We start from the raw sequence: 17,808 nt of genomic DNA on the forward strand, positions 1-17,808 counted from the left end.
CGCCTCGTCGGTGAAGTCCTTCGCGGCCAGTGCGTTCAGCTTGTTCTGCAGGTCGGTGAGCTGCGCCGTCATCGCCCGCAGGTTCCAGTTGCCGGCTCGTATTCCTGGGTCCAGTTGTTGCCGGCGTAGCCCTGCGACCCCTCGGAGGAGTTGTTGTCGCCGGAGCCGACGTAGAGGTTGCCCTTGGCGTCGAACGCCATGCCGCCGCCGGCGTGGCAGCAGCTGTGGATCTGCACCGGGAACTGGAGCAGGTCCTTGCGGGTGCTCTGGTCGACGGTCTGCGCCTGCCGGTCGTAGGTGAACCGGGAGACGGTGCGCTGCCCGACCCGCTTCACCCGGTCGACCGAGTCGTGCGGCATCCAGTAGACGTAGAGCCAGCCGTTCTCGGCGAACTTCGGGTCGGGCACGATGCCGAGCAGGCCCTCCTCGTTCTTCACCAGCTCGGAGCCGCTGCCCCGGTTGCCCATCACCTCCAGGGTGGTGAGCAGCTTGGCCTGCTTGGTCCGCGGGTCCCACGAGTGGATGGTGCCGCAGCCCAGGCCGACCTTGGGGTTGTTCCAGTCCGCGATCGGGCCGCTCGGGCAGGCGGCCTTGCCGACGTAGAAGACCGTGCCGTCCGGCGCGATGGTGAGCCCGTGCGGTTCGCCGATCTGGTCCAGTTGCCCGGTCTGGTTGGCGGCGGTGAGCCTCTCCACCTTGTAGTTCGCGGCGATCGTGGCCTGGCAGTCGCCGCGTACGCGGCCGGTGGTCCAGTTCAGCGCCCCGGCGAGGTGGGTGCGGAACGCCTCCTCACCGTAGCTGCCCTCGGTGTGGCCCATGCCGGTGTAGAACGACCGGCCGCCGTCGTAGTCCCGGCACCAGGACACCGGGTGGAACGGGCCGTTGGCGGCCGCCCCCGGGTTGTAGTGCCGCTCCTCGACCTGGGCGAGGGTGTGCACGGTGCCGATCGGGTTCGGGTCCCAGTTCTCCCACCGGTCGGAACGGGTGATGGTCAGCGGCAGCGAGGCCGTGGCCGGGTGTTTGCGGTCCAGGATGTTCACCACCGCGCGGTTCACTGCGGGCGGTTCCGGGGCGGTGGTGCTGCCGGTGAACAGGCGCAGGTCGGCCAACTGGGTCAGTGGCTCCCCACTGTTCGCGGTGATGTTCAGGCGGTAGCGGGTGAACTCCTGCGGGGTGGCGATGTCGAACCGGCGGGTCTGGAACCGGTCGGGGAAGGCCTGGCCGGTGCGCCGGTCCAGATCGGACCAGCTCTGGCCGTCGGTGGAGCCCTGCAGGGTCCAGTCCTTCGGGTCGCGGCCGGAGGAGTCGTTGGCCGACGTCAACGCGTACCCGGTCACCCGCTTGGCGGCGGCCAGCTCATACGCCACCCAGGCGGTCGGGGTGCGGGCCAGCCACTTGGTGTTGGCGTCGCCGTCGGTCAGCTTCTCCTTGGTCTCGTTCGGCGCGTTCTCGCCGCTGGCGGTCACCCGGGCCACCGGCTCGGCCACCGGGATGGCGCCGGCCGGGCGGGTGCCGATCAGGCCGGTGAACCAGGTCGAGTCGACCTGCGCGCGCGCCGCGTCGGCGATGCCGACGAAGCCGCCGCCGGCCTTCATGTAGCTCTGCAGCGCCGACTCCTGGTCGCGGTTGAGCGCGGCGCCCGTCGCGGAGAGGAAGACCACGCTGCGGTACGCGGAAAGCCCCGCCGTGGTGAACACGCCGGGGTCCGTGGTGGCCGTGACATCGATGTCATGACCGGCACCAAGCTGTTTGATGGTGTCCACCGCGCGGGACACCGGGTCCTGCTGCTCGGCCACCGGCCCGTGGAACACGAGGACCGCTGTCCTCTGTGGTTGCGCCGCCTGCGGGGCGGCTGCCGTTCGTGGTGCGGCCGCAGCCGCCGGCATTGCCGGAATCAGTGTCGCCAAGGCCGCTACCGCGGCAAGGGTTCGTCGTAGTTTCCTGGTCATCCCCGTCCCCACTTTCGGTTCGGTCAGCTTCCGTGCGTGTGGGTGTGGCCCTGGAACCGGTGGATCGCCTCCTCGGCGCCCGGTGGCATGCTGCCGTCGGCGTTGCGCACCAGGAAGATCCCGGCCATGCCGCCGTCGGAGTGCGTCTGCACGTGGCAGTGGTACATCCACGCCCCTGGTCCGACGCCCTCGCCGGCCAGCACCTGGAAACCGAACGAACTGCCCGGGTTGAGGTCCTTGTTGTCGACGACCAGGCTGGGGTCGCTCGGCCCCTCCAGCATTCCGGTGCGGTTGTCCGCCCAACGGTGGGCGTGCAGGTGGAAGGTGTGGAACAGGTTGCCGTGCCCGATGGCGATCCACTCGACGCGCTCGCCCAGGTTCGCCTCGAACATCGGGGTCGCCGGGGCCATCTTGTTGTTGATCATCATGTCGTGGAACACGGCCGTGAACTGCTTCGACGGCAGGATGTCGCCGCGCCGCCGGACGATCAGCGCTCCGTACAGGCCCTTGGCGACACCGCCGGTGCCGTGGTCGGTGCCCATCGCGTGGTCGTGGTAGTGCCAGTAGCCGGCACTGCCTGGCATGTACCGCCGGCCGGCGGCGGCCACCATCTCGTGGGAGCGCCAGACGTACGTCCGCGTCTCGCCGGGGTTGTTGAACGAGGCGTTGAACGGGCTGCCGTCGGAGTCGGTGCTGTAGTCCACCCCGTGCGGGTGGATGGACAGCCGCTGGGTGGTGGTGTTGACCAGGGTGATCTCCAGGGTGTCACCCTCGTACATCTCCAGGACCGGCCCTGGGACGGTGGCCTGGCCGGGTGCCAGGCCGTAGCCGAACAGGTTGCCCGGCAACTGCTCGGCGTAGATAGTGATCTTCTTGGTGACGCCCGCGGCGGCCCGCGCGGGGCTGCCTCCGAACGCGGCGCCGATCGCCGGGGCGGACGCGCCCAACGCTCCGGCGGCGAGCGCTCCGCTGGCGATCAGCGATCTGCGGGAGAGGTGGCGGTGAGGGCCACCAGCGTGATCGTCCATGGGTCTCCGTTCCCAACCGGGCGAAGACGCGACGAGGGCAGGGTGCATCGACCCGAGCACGGGGGCGGTAGCACGACTGAGGGTGAGGCTCGTCGCGAACTTTGCTCGGAAGGCTCAGAACTTTCGGTGGATGACAGCAACTTATGTAATCCATCGACGAAAGTACAGGTCTGATTGCAAAAAGATTACCTTGACATCACGACGGCCTTCGATTGACATGAAGCTGACACGCATGGCCAGGGCCCCGGGACGGCTGCGTCGAGCATACGATCGGGTCGATGCAGGAAGCACGACTTGAGGTCCGGCCGGCGCGTCCGGCAGATGTCCCGTCGTTGGTGCTGTTGCGCCTGGCCAACGCCGAGGCTCACCTCGCTCTGGACGCCGACGCCTACCGCGTTCCGCAGCGCGAGGCGGTGGTTCGCCACTTCACGGCCGTGCTGGCCGACGACACGGGTCGCGACGGCATTCTCGTCGCCGAGATCGATGGCCGGGTCGTCGGGATGGTCGAGGTGTCACCGCACCCGGCCCCGCCGGAGCACCAGATCCTGCGTCCTGAGCCGTCGGCGCAGGTGCACACGGTGGTGCTGCCCGATGCCAGGGGCCTCGGGGTGGGATCAGCGTTGGTGCTCGCCGCCGAACGGTGGGCGACCCGCCGGGGGGTCCGCTACCTGTCGGCCGGCATCCACCACCGCAACGCCGACGCGGTGCGCTTCTACGGTCGGCACGGCTACACCAACGCCGGCGTCTCCCTCGGCAAGAGCGTCAACTAGCGCCTGCGCGCACGGTGCACCCGCACGATCGGCTAGTCCGGCGAGCCGGGTGAGTCGTCGGTCTGACCGAGCTGGGCGACCCGGGTCGGGTCGAGGACCCGGGAGAGGAACGCGCGGGTCCGCTCGTGCTTCGGGGCGCCGAGCACCTCCTGCGGCGGCCCCTGCTCGACCACCACCCCGCCGTCCATGAAGACGACCCGGTCGGCGACGTCGCGGGCGAAGGCCATCTCGTGCGTTACCACCATCATCGTCATGCCGTCCTCGGCCAGCTTGCGCATGACGGTGAGCACATCCCCGACCAACTCCGGGTCGAGCGCGGAGGTCGGCTCGTCGAAGAGCATCAGCTTCGGCTCCATCGACAACGACCGGGCGATGGCCGCCCGCTGCTGCTGACCGCCGGAGAGCTGCGCCGGGAACGCGTCGGCCTTGTCGCTCAGCCCGACGCGCTCCAGGTTGGCCCGCGCGATCCGCTCGGCCTCGGCGCGACCACGCCGCAGCACCTTGCGCTGAGCGACGGTGAGGTTGTTCAGGACGGTCAGGTGCGGAAACAGGTTGAACGACTGGAAGACCATGCCGATGCCGCGGCGTACCGCGTCGATCTCGACGTCCGGGTCGGTCATCTCGACCCCGTTGACCCAGATCTTGCCGGCGGTCGGCTCCTCCAACAGGTCGACGCAGCGCAGCAGCGTCGACTTGCCGGACCCGGACGGGCCGATGACGCAGACCACCTCGCCCTGGCCGACCTCGAAGTCAATGCCCTTGAGCACCTCGAGCGGCCCGAAGGACTTGTGCAGGTCGCGGATCTCGACGGCAGGTCGGGACGGGGTCGTCGTCATGGGGTCACCGGGCCTTGGCGTAGCGGAGTTCGAGGCGACGTACCACCTGGGACAGGGGCAGGGTGATGATCAGGTAGGCGAGGCCGGCCACCAGCAGCGGGGTGGCGTTCACCCGGTCGTTGAGCATGTCCCGACCGAACTTGGTGATCTCGATGGTCTGTGCCGTCACCCCCAGCACGTAGGCCAACGACGAATCCTTGGTGAGCAGGATGAGCTCGTTGGTCAGCGGTGGGATGACGATCCGGAACGCCTGCGGGATGACGATCGTGCGCATCGCGGTGAAGTGCGACATGCCGAGGGTGCGTGCCGCCTCCATCTGCCCCTTCGGGACGGCCTGGATGCCGGCGCGGATGGTCTCGGCCATGTAGGCCGCGGCGGTCAACCCGAGGCCGATCGCGATCGACCCGAACACGCCACCCGGGATCTCCCGCTCCGGGAAGGCGATCGGGATGCCGTAGCCGACGAGGAAGAGCACCAGCAGCGCGGGCAGACCCCGGAACAGCTCGATGTACGCCGTCGCCACCCACCGGTACGGCGCCACCCGGGACAGCCGCATCAGTGCGAGGACGGTGCCGAAGACGAGGCCGAAGGCGAACGCGCCGAGCGTGTAGAGGACGGTGTTGCGCAGCGCGACGGTGATGATCGTCGGGAACATCGAGGAGATGATGTCGACACGGAAGAACGCGTCGGCCAACCGGCCCCAGTCCGCGGCGAAGGCCACCGCGGCGATGACGGCGATGAAGACCAGGTACTGGATCCCGAGGGACAGCCGCTCCCGCTGGCGGCGTCGCAGCTTCACGTTGGCTCGTTGCCTTCCCGGAGTTACCGACGCGGAGGGCGCGCGGGACGCGCGCCCTCCGGCACTACACGTGTGATCAGGCGCTCGGCCGCTTGCCGATCCACTTCTCGTAGATCGTGTTGTACGTGCCGTCCTGCTTGGCCTTGGCCAGCACCTCGTTGATCTTCTTGAGCAACTCCGGGTTGGCGTCCTTCTTCACGGGAAAGCCGTACTGCTCGCCGGTGTCGAACTCGGCGGTCACCTCGAACCCGCCGGGGTTCTTCTTCAGGTACTCGGTCCAGACCGGCAGGTCGTTGACGGCGGCCTCGACCTGGCCGTTGGCGAGAGCCTGCTGCAGGGCGGCGAGGTCCTCGAACTCGACGAGCTGCAGGCCCTTCTCCGCCTCGAACTTCTTGGCGTAGTCACGACCCGTGGTGGCCGCCTGGACGCCCAACTTCTTGCCCTTGAGGTCGTCGAGGGACTTGTACGCCTTGCCGGTCTTCACCAGCAGCGCCTGGGTGGCGTCGAAGTACGGGTCGGAGAAGTCCAGAACCTTCTTCCGCTCGTCGGTGATCGTCATGCCGGCGGCGGCCGCGTCGCACTTGCCGGTGTTCAGGTCCTGACCGGACTTGATCCCCTCGAACGGGGTGTCGACGATCGTCTGCTCGACACCCAGCTCCTTGGCCACCAGGTCCATGATCTCGACGTCGAAGCCGGTGACCTTGCCGCTGGCGTCCTTGGACTGGAACGGCGGGTACGGCAGGTGGGTGCAGACGGTCAGCTTGCCCGCCTTGACCAGCTTGACCCCGCTCGCCTGGACCTCGCTGTCGTCCTTCTTGGCGCAGCCCGCGGTCACCGCGAGGGCGGCGATCGCCACGACGAGACCGGCCTGACGCACGGCGCTTGGGAACCTCACGGCTGTGTCCCTCCGATTCGGCTTCCATCGCATAGAAAGCCAATCTGGTTCATAGACTTTGCGATTAGCGACCGTACCCGATCCGGCGAGTCGTCCCCAAGATCACGCTGCAGCCGTCGAATCGGGGCGGCTGGCTACCACCCGTCGGCAAACCCGACACATGCGCAGCAACGGGTCTCAGCCGCCGGTCCCCTCGGCCGCGCCGTCCGGGGTGAGCGCCCCTTCATGGGGGTCTGTGTCCAGGAACACGTGCTGGTGGCCGTGGCCGGCGTCGACGCTGATCTGGTCGAGCTGGGTCGCCGCGACCGACCAGATCGTGGCCGCCTCGGCCGCCTGCCGCGTGCTGATGTCCAGCAGGGCCGCCTGGTGGGCGGCGGGGACACCGGCGGCCAGCGCGTAGGTGTCGACGGCGAGCGACGCCTGCTGCACTGCTCCGCGCAGACCACCCCGGGCCACGTTGGTGGCGGTACTCCCCGAGGGCGGGTCGGCGAACGGCTCGGCAGCCTTGCGCATGGTCTCCTGCCAGGTGCGCGCCCGGCCCGGGTCCGGCGCCCGTCCGGCGGTCTTCTCCTCCTTGACGGCAGTCAGGACAGGGGCGACCTGGTCGCGGACGCGGCGGGCCGTCTCGGTCAGCTCCACGATCTGCTGGGCGTCCCGTTTCGCGTCGGCTTCCTGGATGCTCGCGATGGTCTCCGCGGTGGCGTCCGGGCGGCCCACCTGGTAGCCGACCAGACCTCCCAGCAGCGCGGTGACCAGTGCGATCGCCCCCGCGGCCGCCACGAAGCGCACTGTGCGACGACGACGCTCGTCGGCTCTGTCGGACAGGTAGGAAGGCCGGCCGGTGCGACGCGCCATCGCATCTCCTCACATCGATGGTCTTGGGGCCACAGGGTAACGGTCCCCGAGTGCGCCCGTCGATAGTGCCGACCGGGGCCGCCAGAGCCGGTTTCCTCTCGCGGAGCAGCACCCGGGCATGATCGATGCCCGGGTGCTGGTCACCGGGAGGCCTTGCGGACGCCGGGAAGTTCGCCGGACAGCGCCAGCGCGCGGAACCGCACCCGGGACAGGCCGAAACGGCTGAGCACGCCGCGCGGCCGGCCGTCGATCTGGTCGCGGGAGCGCAGTCGTACGGAGCTGGAGTCTCGCGGCAGCCGCGCCAGTTGGCGGACCGCGTCGGCGGGTCGGTGTCCGGGTGGGCGACGACGCCCTTCAGCTCGGCGCGTCGGTCGGCGTGCCGGCCGACGAGCGTCTCCCGGCGGGCCTGGCGCAGGCCGAGGCTCTTCCTGGCCACGTCAGCGCTCCTCGCGAAAGTCGACGTGCCGACGGAGCATCGGGTCGTACTTGCGCAGCACCAGGCGATCCGGGCTGGTCCGGCGGTTCTTGCGCGTGACGTACGTGTAGCCGGTGCCGGCGGTGCTGCGCAGCTTGATCACCGGCCGGATGTCGGTCTGCCGGGCCATCAGACCCGCACTCCCCGGGAGCGCAGGTGGGCGACGACCGTCTCGACGCCCTGACGGTCCACAGTCCGCAGCGCTTTGGCGGTGAGCGTGAGGTGGATCCATCGGCGCTCGGACGGCAGCCAGTAGCGGTGGCGTTGCAGGTTCGGGTTCCACCGGCGGCGGGTGCGGCGGTGGGAGTGGGACACGGTGTTGCCGAAGCTCGGCTTCGCGCCGGTGACCTCACATCGTCGGGACACACGGACTCCTTCACGTCGGGACTTGACCATAACGACAATGGTTTTCGTTTCTACCGCAACCAGTGGCGACGAGTCCACCCCGGGGGCTCGACATCGACACCTCCGACCCGCCTATGATGACAATGGTTTTCATTTGCATCGAGGGGAGTGCGATGTCGTCGTCACCACTGGCTCCAACCGGCACCACAGCGAATCCACCGGCCCGCCCCTCACTCACCGTGCTCGGCGGCTTCTGGTCGACGGCCACGTTCGCCGTGGCCCGGACGCTGCTCGCCGCCGACCCGTCGTTGCTACTGGTCCGGCACGACATCAGCGGCATCCGGGAGGGCGTCGTGCGCCGGGTCATCCGCAGCGGCGCCGGCATCGTCTCCGACGAGCGCGTCGAGCTGAGGCACGGATGCGTCTCCTGCACGCTGCGCGAAGACGTGCTGCCCACCCTGGCCCATCTCGCCCGCACCCACCCCGACCGGGACCTGGTGCTGATGCTGCCCGAGGTGGTCGAACCGGAAGCGGTAGCCGCCGCCTGTACGCACTGCCTCGTCGACGGGGCCCCGGTCACCGACCTGGTCCGCGTCGACTCCTACGTCACAGTGGTCGACACCGAGCATCTTCTCGACGGGTTGGCCAGCACCGACGACCTGCGGGACCTCGGCATCCACGCCGCCGCGGACGACCACCGCACCCTGGCCGACGTCGTGGTCCGCCAGATCGAGTACGCCGACACCCTGGTGCTCTGGGGCACCTCACCCGAGGGCCCCTTCGACACCAGCCGGATGTCGGCCCTGCTGCAACGGATGGCACCGTGGGCCACCCAGGTCCACGTCGGCGCCGACGTTGTCGACGCCACCGAGTTGTCCCGGCAGCTCCGCGACACCGACCGGCACCGACCCGAGACGCCGGCCGTGCTGGCTCGCGGCCTGGAGGGGTACGCGCTGGGAGTGCACGAACCGCAAGCCGACTGCGGCGTCGTCTCCACCGTCTTCCGCTCGCGCCGACCGTTCCACCCCTGGCGGCTGCACGAGGCGCTGGAGGCCGTCAACGCCGACGTCATCCGCTCCCGGGGGCACCTCTGGCTGGCCAGCCAACCCGAGACCGTGGTGGCGTGGGAGTTCGCCGGTGGCGGCCTGAGCATGGCATCACTGGGCCGGTGGCTGACCGCCCAGCCGGACGACTCCTGGGACCACGTGTCCGACCAACGACGCCTCGCCGCCGCCCTGGACTGGGACCCGTACTACGGCGACCGTCACCAGAACCTGGTCTTCGTCGGTCTCGACCTCGACCCGGCCGACCTGCACCGAACTCTCAGCGGCTGCCTTCTCACCGACGCGGAACTCGCCGACGGCGAGGAGACCTGGCTCCGTTACGTCGACCCCTTTGCCGGCTGCTTCCCGCCCATCGCGGTCGACACCGAGGGCACGGTTCCCGGCTGAAGCTCGGCGGTCCGGGCGGTCACGACGCGAGCCTGGACGTCGGCGCACGAGGACGACGCGCCGCCGCGGTGGACCTGCCACCGTCCGGACGGCGGAGCCGATACAGTGCTGACAGTGGTAACGGTTTCCATTTCGAGATCGACGGGGCGGTTCAGCGCACGCACGCGGCACAGGTGCCGAAGATCTCCAGAGTGTGACCAACGTCGGTGAATCCGTGTTGCGCGGCGACCTGGTCGGCCCACCGCTCCACCGCCGGGCCGGCCACCTCGACGGTGCGCCCGCAGTCACGGCAGACAAGGTGGTGATGATGCTTGCTCTGGCTGCACCGACGGAAGAGCTGCTCGCCGCCCGGCAGCCGGGTCGAGTCGATCTCGCCGGCGTCCACCAGCAGTTGCAGTGTCCGGTAGACGGTGGTCAGACCGACTCCCGCCTTGCGCGCCAGCAGCATCTGGTGCAGTTGCTGCGCCGAGTGGAACCCCTCCACCTCGCGCAACAGCGCCAGCACCTCCCCGCGCTGCCGGGTGTTCCGGGTCAGATTCGACATCGTCTGATTCACCGTGGCCGCCATCCTCCGTTGTCGCGGCCGCCGTCGGCCTGTCGTGCCGTCGTTGCGTCGCGCTACCGGTCCGACCATTATGCGTCGCCGTCCGGCACCGACGACGTGCCGCCTTCCGAGCCCTGCACTGGCAGCCTCCGCGGTGAGCCTTCCTCGCATCTCGGCAGCTCAGAGAGACGTCACACCCGCACAGCAAAGGAGGGGGCGGCGTGGCCGCATCCGAGCGCGCGACCTCGTCCGGCACGAGCACGGCGGCCGATCAACCGGTAGCGCCGGACCACCGAGGCGACCCGAACGGCCGGCCCGCCGACCACGACGCTGGCCAGCACCATCGCGGTCAGGGGCTGCAACCCTTCTTCAGCGGCCGGATCGGTTCCGTCGAGATCCTCGCGGCAGTGCTCGTGCTGCTCATCTTCCTGCGCGATCCCGTGGCGGGCCTGCTGTCCGCACCGTCATTGGCTACCTGGATGACGGTGTTCGTCTCGGTCATGGTGCAGGCCGTGCCATTCCTGGTCTTCGGGGTGCTGCTCTCCGCCGTGATCGCGGTCTTCGTACCCCGCTCGTTCTGGGCCCGGGCCCTGCCCAGGCATCCCGCGCTCGCCGTCCCGGTCGCCAGCGTCGCCGGCGTGGTCCTGCCCGGCTGCGAGTGCGGTGCGGTCCCGATCGCCGGCTCGCTGATCCACCGAGGCGTCACACCCGCGGCGGCGCTGGCCTTCCTGCTCGCGGCACCGGCGATCAACCCCATCGTCCTGGTCGCCACGGCGGTGGCGTTTCCCGACAATCCCGAGATGGTCCTCGCCCGCGCCGTCGCCAGCCTGGTCGTGGCGATGGTCATGGGCTGGCTCTGGCTGCGCCTGGGCCGCGCGGACTGGATTCGACTCCCGCGCCGACCCGATCTGGACGGGCTCCGGCGCGGCGAGGCCTTCTGGTCCGCCGTACGACATGACGTGGTGCACGCCGGCGGCTTCCTGGTCATCGGCGCGATGGCCGCAGCCAGCATCAACGTCCTGGTCCCCGAACGCTGGCTACAGACCCTCGCCGATCGGCCGGTGCTGTCCGTGCTCGCCCTGGCAGGGCTCGCGGTCCTGCTGTCGATCTGCTCGGAGGCGGACGCCTTCGTCGCCGCCTCGCTATCGCAGTTCTCCCTCACCGCTCGGTTGGCCTTCCTGGTGGTCGGCCCGATGGTCGATCTGAAACTCGTCTCCATGCAGGCCGGCACCTTCGGCCGCCGCTTCGCCGCCCGATTCGCCCCGGCCACCTTCACGGTCGCCGTCGCGGTCGCGGGCATCACCGGGATGGTGGTGTGGTGAACCGTCTGGCCCAGGCATGCATCATGATCTTCTTTGCCGGCGCGGTGCTCCGCGCGACCGTCACCGACCTCTACCTGCGCTATGTCAAGGCGGAGCTGCGACCGTTCCTCATCGCCGCCAGCCTGCTGCTGATCACTGCCGCGGTGATGACGCTCTGGCACGAGCTGCGGCCCCCCGTCGACGGGCGCGGGGATCCGGCCGAACCAGACGACAAGCACGAACACGCCCACCGCGAGCCCCGAGTCGCGTGGTTGCTGCTCCTGCCAGCCCTCGGCCTGCTGCTGGTGGCCCCGCCCGCTCTCGGTTCGTACTCCGCCGGGCAGACGGGCACGGCGCTCGGCGACCAGGAAAGCTACGACTGGCCTCCGCTGCCCGCCGGCGATCCGGCGAGGACCACCGTCTTCGACTACGCCGGCCGCGCCCTGTTCGACAAGGGTCGGTCGATCGGCAACCGCCGGGTCGAGCTCACCGGCTTCGTCACCCCAGGGCCGGACGGAGAGCCCCTCCTCGCCCGCATGATCATGTCTTGCTGCGCGGCCGACGGTCGGCCCATCAAACTCGGCATGGCCGGCAACCCGCCGGTCGGCCTGGCCGGCGACACCTGGATCCAGGTCACCGGCCGGTACTCCGACCGGGTCACCCGCGATCCCGTGAACAACGAGGAGATCCCGTACCTCGAGGTGGAGTCCTGGCGACAGGTGTCCCCGCCGAAGAACCCCTACGAGTGAGTCCCTTGTCGAGGTTTTCGGGCGAGGACACCGTCCCGAACTCAGACCGGGTAACCCCACTCGGCCAGTGGCTTCTCCAGCGACCGATCGATCGCGGCGAGCTGCGCCGGACTGAGCTCGTCGCGGTACGCCGCCGCCCGACCCGCCGGGAAGTCGTACCGGGAGAAGCCCTTCTCGAACGCGGGGGACCACTGCAACTCCAGGAAGTCGAGCATCCGGCCGACCTGTTCGCGGGGCTGCTCGACCAGGTCCTCGTAGCGCACGTCGAGCCACTGCTCGGCGGGATGACGCAGGCGGGCCTGCGCGAACGCCTCCATCAGCATCTTCCAGCCCAGGGCGGCAAGCACCTGGAAGGACCTGCCCGACTCGAACCACTCTTCCCGCAGGTCCGACGGGAGCGGGCCGAAGATCCAGTTGTCCGGACCCCGCCAGCCGTCCCACCAGCCCATCTGGAGCCAGGAGTTGGCCACCGCCCGGCCGTCGCGCACCACGTTGACGACCCGCAGGTCCGGGTACGCGGCGTGCAGCAGACCGGTGCGCGGCCAGCCGGTGACGTGCTGCACCAGTTGCTGGCAGCTCTGCCGGGCAATCCGCTCGTCGAAGAAGGCCCGCAGCCGGCGGGCCACGAACGGCGTCAGGTCCTCGGCCACCAGATCCCGGCACGGGCGGGAGAAGCCGCCGAGCACCTGTCTGTCGAGCAGGTGGTACGCCTCCGACGGCGCCACCCGCAGTCGGCCCCGCTCCAGCAACCGTCGGCTGTGTCGCAGCGAGGTCATCCCCGGCGGGCGCGGCGCCGAACGCCGGTAGAGCGTCCCGTTGAACCGGCCTTTGAGGTTGAGCCGGGCGAGCTTGTCGTCCAGGCCGGAGACGAAACCGACAGCGGGATGCCGGGAGAGCAGCTCCTGGACCAGGGTCGAGCCGCAGCGACCGGTACCCACCACCAGTGAGAGCATCGTTCAGCCTTCCTGCCGGGTAGCGGGTGACGAGGGGACGACCGGGTCCGGACGGGACGTGGCGGCGGGAGGCGTGGCCGTCCGGCGGCGCAACGGGTAGCCGAACCGGGACAGGGCCAGCCCGGTCAGTCCGGTGACCACCGCGTACGCGCGGGTGGAGAGCCCGGTCAGCCACTCGGTGTCGGCGACCACGGGGACCAGGCCGGTGCGGTGCCGCGAGGGGTTGCCGGCCACCGAGTGGGTGGGCGCCAGTCGCGCCGTGCCCGGTGTCGGGAAGGGCAGGTCGTCCGCTGTCGCGCCGACGAACCGGACGATCCGTGTGGTGGTGCCGGCCGGGTCGGCGACGAAGTCCTCGTACCGCACCCGCAGATAGCGGCCGTCGGCGGGCCGGCGGCCCCACAGTCGGACGGTGGCGGTGTTCCACACCAGCCAGAGCAGGGCGGCCTTCCAGACCGGTGGCCGGCTCATCAACCGGTCGTCCACGTGCCCGTCCAGGGGGCGTCGCCGACGCCAGGAGTACGCGGTGGCCCGCGGGTCGCGGACCACGTGCAGGACGTACAGGTCGATGCCGGGCAGGGAGCCGAGCAGAGCCCCGTACGGGGGCAGCTTGGAGGAGTCGACGATGACCCCGCCGGGCCGGTCGGCGAGGGCGTGTTCGGCGATCGAGGCGTACAGCCGGGTCAGGTGTGTGTCGTCGCTGTGCACCGCGACCGGCCGTTGACCGCGACGCCGTCGAAGCAGCAGTGCGGGCAGCCCGCGCAGGCGCAGCCGCTCGGCCAACCGGCCGGCGATCCCGGCCGGGTCGGCTCCGGCCAGGTCAGCGCGTACCCGCGTCCAGAGCGGACAGTCGGCCAGTGGCGACCCGCAGCCGCAGGGCCGGTTCTCCACGATGCCACGCCGCCACAGGTAGCGCAGCTCACCCGCCGCGAAGAAACCCGGGACCTGCCCCAGGACGTTGGTGACCAGCGTGCTGCCGCTGCGACCGCTGCCGGCGAGGTAGAGCACTCGGACCGCGCTCACCGGGCCGCTCCCCCACCGGCCGTCGCGCGGCCTGCGCGCCGCCGGGTCGGCAGCGCCTCGGCGGCCTCCGCGTAGAGCGCGCGGATCCGGGCCAGGTGCAGGTCGGGGGCGAACTGTCGGGCGACCTTCGCCCGGCCGGCCTGCCCCATCCGGTACGCCCGTTCGGGGGCGGCCAGCAGCGCGTTCAACGCGTCGGCGAGGTCCGTGGGCCGGTCCGCCCCGACGATGCTGCCGTCCACTGTGGGGTCCACCAGCTCGGGGAGCCCACCGAGGTCGGTGGCGACCACCGGGACACCGCAGGCGAACGCCTCCAGCACCGCCATCGGCTGGTTCTCGTGCCACCGTGAGGGAACGGCGACCACCGCTGCCGACCGGATCAGCTCGTGCAGGCGCGGCTTGTCCAGGCGACCGTGGAACCGGATCCGGCCGGGCGCGCGGCGCGCGGCGAGCGCCTCCAGGTCGGACCGGGCCGGGCCGTCCCCGGCGACGTCGACGGTGACTCCGTCCGGCAGCGCGGCCACCGCCTCGACCAGCACGTCGACGCCCTTCTCCGCAGCCAGCCGGCCGGCGAAGACGACACCGCCGCCGGGCGTCTGCTTGGTGGCGATGCCGCCCAGGTCGACGAAGTGGTTCACCACCCGCAGCCGGTCCGGGTACACGCCGGCGCGACGCATCACGTCCGCCAGGAACTCGCTCGGGCTGACGAAGACCTGCACCGGGTCGTACGCGTCGAACTGCCGGTGCAACCACGACTCGACCGCGAGCAGGCCACTGCGCGACAACGATCCGTCCTTGCAGCGGCGGCGGGCCGCCTGCAGGGGGCCTCCGGTGACGCAGGCCTGGCAGGGTCGGCCCCGGTCCAGCAGTTGGTAGCTCGGGCAGGCGAGCTTGTAGTCATGCATGGTCAACACGCACGGCACGCCGGCCGACCGTGCCGCGGCGAGCACCGACGGCGAGAGCTGGTGGTAGATGTTGTGCAGGTGCAGCACGTCCGGCCGGAAGTCGTCGATCACCTGGGCCAGCCCTCGGCGGCTCGTCGGTGACCACAGCATCCGACCGACGGCCGTCGCGCGTGGTCGTAGCCCGCTCGGCGCCGGCTCCAGCTCCACTTCGGTCGGAAACCGCTGCGCGTACGGGAGCGGCGACTCGTTCTCCGGATGGCTCATGCCGAAGTAGGCGACAGTGTCCCCCGCCGCCCGCTGCAGGTCCGCGAGGTCGAGCAGGTAACCCTCTGCGCCGCCACGGCGGTAGAGGAACTTGTTCACATGCAGCACGCGCATCGACTCGGCCTGCTCACGTCGATCGGGCGAACCGGGCCCGGAGGTGACGACCGGGGTCTGCCCGCCCCGGCCAGGGCCCACCGTATGCAGGGCAGGTCTGCGAGTCCAGTTCACCTATGGCATGTACCTGAACGGTTGATCTTCGTATGCCCGTGCGGCCCGCGGCCTGGCCTCCCGCCATGATCTCCCGATAGCCTGGCTGCGCCGCCGGTCGTCCCCCGTTTCCCAGTGCGCCGGACCGGCGCCCGACCGAGGAGGACCCGTGGCAGCCGACGACGAGGTCTCCACAGTCGCGTACACCGCCCGCCGGATCAGGCGGCATCTGCGCTGGGCGCGCACCGAGGGGATCGGGCGGCTGATCGAAGAGGACCGCCTCGACCCCGTCGAGCGGGTCCGCACCGCACTGGCGAAACGACGCTGGCGGCGGCGGGCCGGCCGGGCTCCCGGCTCCGCGATGCCGGTCTACCTGGTCGGGCTGCAACGATCCGGCACGAACATGCTGGTCCGTGGCCTGGACGCGGCCCCCGAGGTCGAGGTCCGCAACGAGAACGACAGCACCCTCTTCCACCGCTTCCAGCTCCGCCCGGACGCGGTGCTGACCGCCACGATCCAGCGCAGCCGGCACGCGTACGTCCTGGTCAAGCCCCTCTGCGAGAGCCACCGCGTGGACGAGCTGCTGGCCCTGCCGGGGTCGACGCCCGGCCGCGCGCTCTGGGTCTACCGCGACGTCGACGACCGGGCCCGCTCCGAGGTCGCCAAGTTCGGTGACGCCAACCTGCGGGCGCTGCGCGCCATCGCCGACGGCAGCATCGGCCGACGGTGGCAGGGGCAGCGCCTCGACGCCGACGCCGTAGAGCTGATCCGGGCGCACGACCCGCAGAGGCTGGACCCGCACAGCGGCGCGGCCCTCTTCTGGTACGTCCGCAACTCGCTCGTCTTCCAGCTTGGCCTGGACCAGCGCGCCGACGTGCTGCTCTGCCGCTACGACACGGTCGTCGCGGAGCCAGCGGCGCAACTGCGGCGGCTCTGCGCCTTCCTCGACTTCCCCTACCGGCCGGGGCTGCACGCGCACATCGCCCCGCGCCAGTTCCACGACGCCGGAACGGGCCACCAGCCGTTACCGATCGACAGGCGCGTGCGGGCCCTCTGCGACGAGCTGACCGACCGGCTCGACAGGTGCGCCGCCGACGCCCGGTCCGAGACGAAGGCGGCCGACCGTGGCTGAACCAGCGACCCGTACCGCACCGATCTTCCTGGTCGGATGTCAGCGCTCCGGCACGACCATGGTGCGCCTCGTCCTGGACTCCCACTCCAGCATCAGCTGCGGCCCGGAGACCCGGTTCCTGCCCGACCTGCGACGGATCGTCGGGCGGGACTGGGAACGGTTGGCCCGCTTCGGGTTCCCCCGCGAGGACTGGCTACGCCGGATCCGGGACTTCTTCGGCGGCGTCCACGCCGACTACGCCGCCGCGCGGGGCAAGACCCGGTGGGCCGACAAGACCCCGCTGTATGCGATGTCCCTCGACTTCGTCACCGAGGTCTTCCCGGACGCCCAGATCGTGCACCTGATCCGGGACGGCCGCGACGTCGTGGTCTCGCACCGCAAACGGTTCGGCTACTGGTCCGCCGTCAAGTGCGTGGTGAAGTGGCCGCGCTACATCCGCGCCGCGCGGGCCGTCGGCGCCACCCTGCCCCCGGACCGCTACTACGAGCTGCGGTACGAGCAGGCGGTGACCGAGCCGGAGAAGACGATGCGGGGTCTCTTCGAGTTCCTCGGCGAACCGTGGGAGGACGGCATCCTCGACTACGACAGCAAGCAGCACGACGTGGCGCAGAAGTACACCACCGAGGCGGAGAAACGACGGGCCGCCGCGAGCGTGACCGAACCGATCTACGGCTCCCGGGTCGGCACCTACCGCCGCGAACTCGACCCGTTCCTCCGCCTGTTGGTCTGGGTCTTCTCCGGTCCGACCCTGCGCGCCCTCGGCTACCGGTGAACAGCCCTCGCCGCCTGGGCGCGTTCGCCGCGGCCCTCGTTGCCGCGCTAGTGGTGACCGCCGGCTGCACCGCCCGCCGCGACGATCCGCCGGCGCCCGCACCGGGGGCCGACACCCCATCGGCTACGCCCGCACCGGGAGGCGCCGTCAACGGGGTGAGCAACCCGTTCGGCGCGCACTGGGACTGGTCGCGCTACCAGCAGTTCGCGCCGTACCTGCGGCGGATCGCCGGGTCGGCGACCTACGAGGAGATCTCCTGGTGCGAGATCGAACGGACCTCGGGGCAGGTGGACTGGACCGGGCTGGACGAGATCGCCTCCCGCAGCCGGGAGCTGGGCATCACACTGCACCTGAAGATCCGTACCGGGGTGTGCTGGGCGACCGGTGGCACCGCGCGCTACACCCGGGGGGCGGCGAACAAGACCGAGTCGGCGATGCCCACCGACCTCGCCGCGTACCAACGGTTCGTCCGCTCGGTGGTGCAACGCTACGGCCCGTACGGGGTGCGCGAGTACGCCATCGAGAACGAGGTCAACGCGCCGAGTTACTGGGCCGGCAGCC

The 17,808-nt window shown here is 70.5% G+C and carries 18 protein-coding genes and 2 pseudogenes; 7 read left to right on the forward strand and 13 right to left on the reverse strand.

The window, feature by feature from the left end; translation table 11 throughout:
- Nucleotides 1-68: 68 nt before the first annotated feature.
- Nucleotides 69-1,811, reverse strand: a complete 1,743-nt coding sequence (locus tag ACWCO3_RS16495; protein ID WP_450010707.1) for a ThuA domain-containing protein — start codon at nt 1,809-1,811, stop codon at nt 69-71.
- A gap of 161 nt (nt 1,812-1,972) precedes the next feature.
- On the reverse strand, nt 1,973-2,977 hold the full coding sequence (locus ACWCO3_RS16500) for a multicopper oxidase domain-containing protein (RefSeq protein WP_145782977.1): 1,005 nt from the start codon (nt 2,975-2,977) through the stop codon (nt 1,973-1,975).
- Between the two features lie 278 nt (nt 2,978-3,255).
- On the opposite strand from ACWCO3_RS16500, the gene ACWCO3_RS16505 reads away from it, so the two are divergent.
- Complete coding sequence (locus tag ACWCO3_RS16505) at nt 3,256-3,747, forward strand: GNAT family N-acetyltransferase (protein ID WP_358054044.1); 492 nt, start codon at nt 3,256-3,258, stop codon at nt 3,745-3,747.
- 32 nt (nt 3,748-3,779) lie between these two features.
- Here the strand turns inward: ACWCO3_RS16505 and ACWCO3_RS16510 are convergent, their stop codons facing one another.
- The 7 genes and pseudogenes from ACWCO3_RS16510 to rpmB all read right to left on the reverse strand — a co-directional run bounded on the left by ACWCO3_RS16510 (nt 3,780) and on the right by rpmB (nt 7,973).
- Nucleotides 3,780-4,583: an amino acid ABC transporter ATP-binding protein gene (locus tag ACWCO3_RS16510; protein ID WP_358054042.1), complete on the reverse strand. Its 804-nt coding sequence runs from the start codon at nt 4,581-4,583 to the stop codon at nt 3,780-3,782.
- A 4-nt stretch (nt 4,584-4,587) separates the two neighbouring features.
- A complete protein-coding gene (locus ACWCO3_RS16515) occupies nt 4,588-5,382 on the reverse strand; it encodes an amino acid ABC transporter permease (RefSeq protein WP_145782983.1) in 795 nt (264 codons plus the stop codon).
- Between the two features lie 76 nt (nt 5,383-5,458).
- Nucleotides 5,459-6,277: a basic amino acid ABC transporter substrate-binding protein gene (locus tag ACWCO3_RS16520; RefSeq protein ID WP_450010710.1), complete on the reverse strand. Its 819-nt coding sequence runs from the start codon at nt 6,275-6,277 to the stop codon at nt 5,459-5,461.
- Nucleotides 6,278-6,454: 177 nt separating this feature from the next.
- Nucleotides 6,455-7,132, reverse strand: a complete 678-nt coding sequence (locus tag ACWCO3_RS16525; RefSeq protein ID WP_358166628.1) for a hypothetical protein — start codon at nt 7,130-7,132, stop codon at nt 6,455-6,457.
- 140 nt (nt 7,133-7,272) lie between these two features.
- Nucleotides 7,273-7,568: pseudogene (gene rpsN / locus ACWCO3_RS16530) on the reverse strand (30S ribosomal protein S14).
- Nucleotide 7,569: 1 nt separating this feature from the next.
- A complete protein-coding gene (gene rpmG / locus ACWCO3_RS16535; RefSeq protein ID WP_358166622.1) occupies nt 7,570-7,737 on the reverse strand; it encodes a 50S ribosomal protein L33 in 168 nt (55 codons plus the stop codon).
- Nucleotides 7,737-7,973: a 50S ribosomal protein L28 gene (rpmB, locus tag ACWCO3_RS16540; protein ID WP_450010712.1), complete on the reverse strand. Its 237-nt coding sequence runs from the start codon at nt 7,971-7,973 to the stop codon at nt 7,737-7,739. The genes rpmG and rpmB overlap by 1 nt, the downstream gene beginning before the upstream one ends.
- A gap of 152 nt (nt 7,974-8,125) precedes the next feature.
- Here rpmB and ACWCO3_RS16545 point away from each other — a divergent pair, with 152 nt between their 5' ends.
- Entirely contained in the window at nt 8,126-9,403 is a 1,278-nt protein-coding gene (locus tag ACWCO3_RS16545) for a CobW family GTP-binding protein (RefSeq protein ID WP_450010714.1), read from the forward strand.
- Between the two features lie 151 nt (nt 9,404-9,554).
- On the opposite strand, the gene ACWCO3_RS16550 is transcribed toward ACWCO3_RS16545, so the two are convergent.
- Nucleotides 9,555-9,971, reverse strand: a complete 417-nt coding sequence (locus ACWCO3_RS16550; RefSeq protein WP_145782997.1) for a Fur family transcriptional regulator — start codon at nt 9,969-9,971, stop codon at nt 9,555-9,557.
- Between the two features lie 332 nt (nt 9,972-10,303).
- Between ACWCO3_RS16550 and ACWCO3_RS16555 the strand changes: the two genes are divergently transcribed.
- Together ACWCO3_RS16555 and ACWCO3_RS16560 are read left to right on the forward strand one after the other, a co-directional pair.
- Entirely contained in the window at nt 10,304-11,269 is a 966-nt protein-coding gene (locus ACWCO3_RS16555; RefSeq protein ID WP_450010725.1) for a permease, read from the forward strand.
- A complete protein-coding gene (locus ACWCO3_RS16560; RefSeq protein WP_450010717.1) occupies nt 11,266-11,997 on the forward strand; it encodes a TIGR03943 family putative permease subunit in 732 nt (243 codons plus the stop codon). The genes ACWCO3_RS16555 and ACWCO3_RS16560 overlap by 4 nt, the downstream gene beginning before the upstream one ends.
- Nucleotides 11,998-12,038: 41 nt before the next feature.
- Here ACWCO3_RS16560 and ACWCO3_RS16565 read toward each other — a convergent pair whose 3' ends face one another.
- From ACWCO3_RS16565 to ACWCO3_RS16575, 3 genes are read right to left on the reverse strand one after another with little or no spacing between them, the layout of a single operon-like run.
- On the reverse strand, nt 12,039-12,950 hold the full coding sequence (locus ACWCO3_RS16565; RefSeq protein WP_450010719.1) for a sulfotransferase family protein: 912 nt from the start codon (nt 12,948-12,950) through the stop codon (nt 12,039-12,041).
- A gap of 3 nt (nt 12,951-12,953) precedes the next feature.
- Nucleotides 12,954-13,970, reverse strand: a complete 1,017-nt coding sequence (locus tag ACWCO3_RS16570; protein WP_450010720.1) for a sulfotransferase — start codon at nt 13,968-13,970, stop codon at nt 12,954-12,956.
- Complete coding sequence (locus tag ACWCO3_RS16575) at nt 13,967-15,250, reverse strand: glycosyltransferase (protein ID WP_450010722.1); 1,284 nt, start codon at nt 15,248-15,250, stop codon at nt 13,967-13,969. Before ACWCO3_RS16575 ends, ACWCO3_RS16570 begins: the two co-directional genes overlap by 4 nt.
- A 262-nt stretch (nt 15,251-15,512) precedes the next feature.
- Here ACWCO3_RS16575 and ACWCO3_RS16580 point away from each other — a divergent pair, with 262 nt between their 5' ends.
- The 3 genes and pseudogenes from ACWCO3_RS16580 to ACWCO3_RS16590 all read left to right on the forward strand — a co-directional run.
- Nucleotides 15,513-16,475 carry a sulfotransferase gene (locus tag ACWCO3_RS16580; protein ID WP_145783007.1) on the forward strand — a complete coding sequence of 321 codons (963 nt, stop codon included), beginning with the start codon at nt 15,513-15,515 and terminating at the stop codon, nt 16,473-16,475.
- Entirely contained in the window at nt 16,468-17,247 is a 780-nt protein-coding gene (locus ACWCO3_RS16585) for a sulfotransferase family protein (RefSeq protein ID WP_145783009.1), read from the forward strand. The genes ACWCO3_RS16580 and ACWCO3_RS16585 overlap by 8 nt, the downstream gene beginning before the upstream one ends.
- Nucleotides 17,244-17,808: pseudogene (locus ACWCO3_RS16590) on the forward strand (hypothetical protein); the annotation flags it as partial. The gene ACWCO3_RS16585 and the pseudogene ACWCO3_RS16590, both read left to right, overlap by 4 nt.

The organism is Micromonospora sp. NPDC002411, from assembly GCF_053592955.1.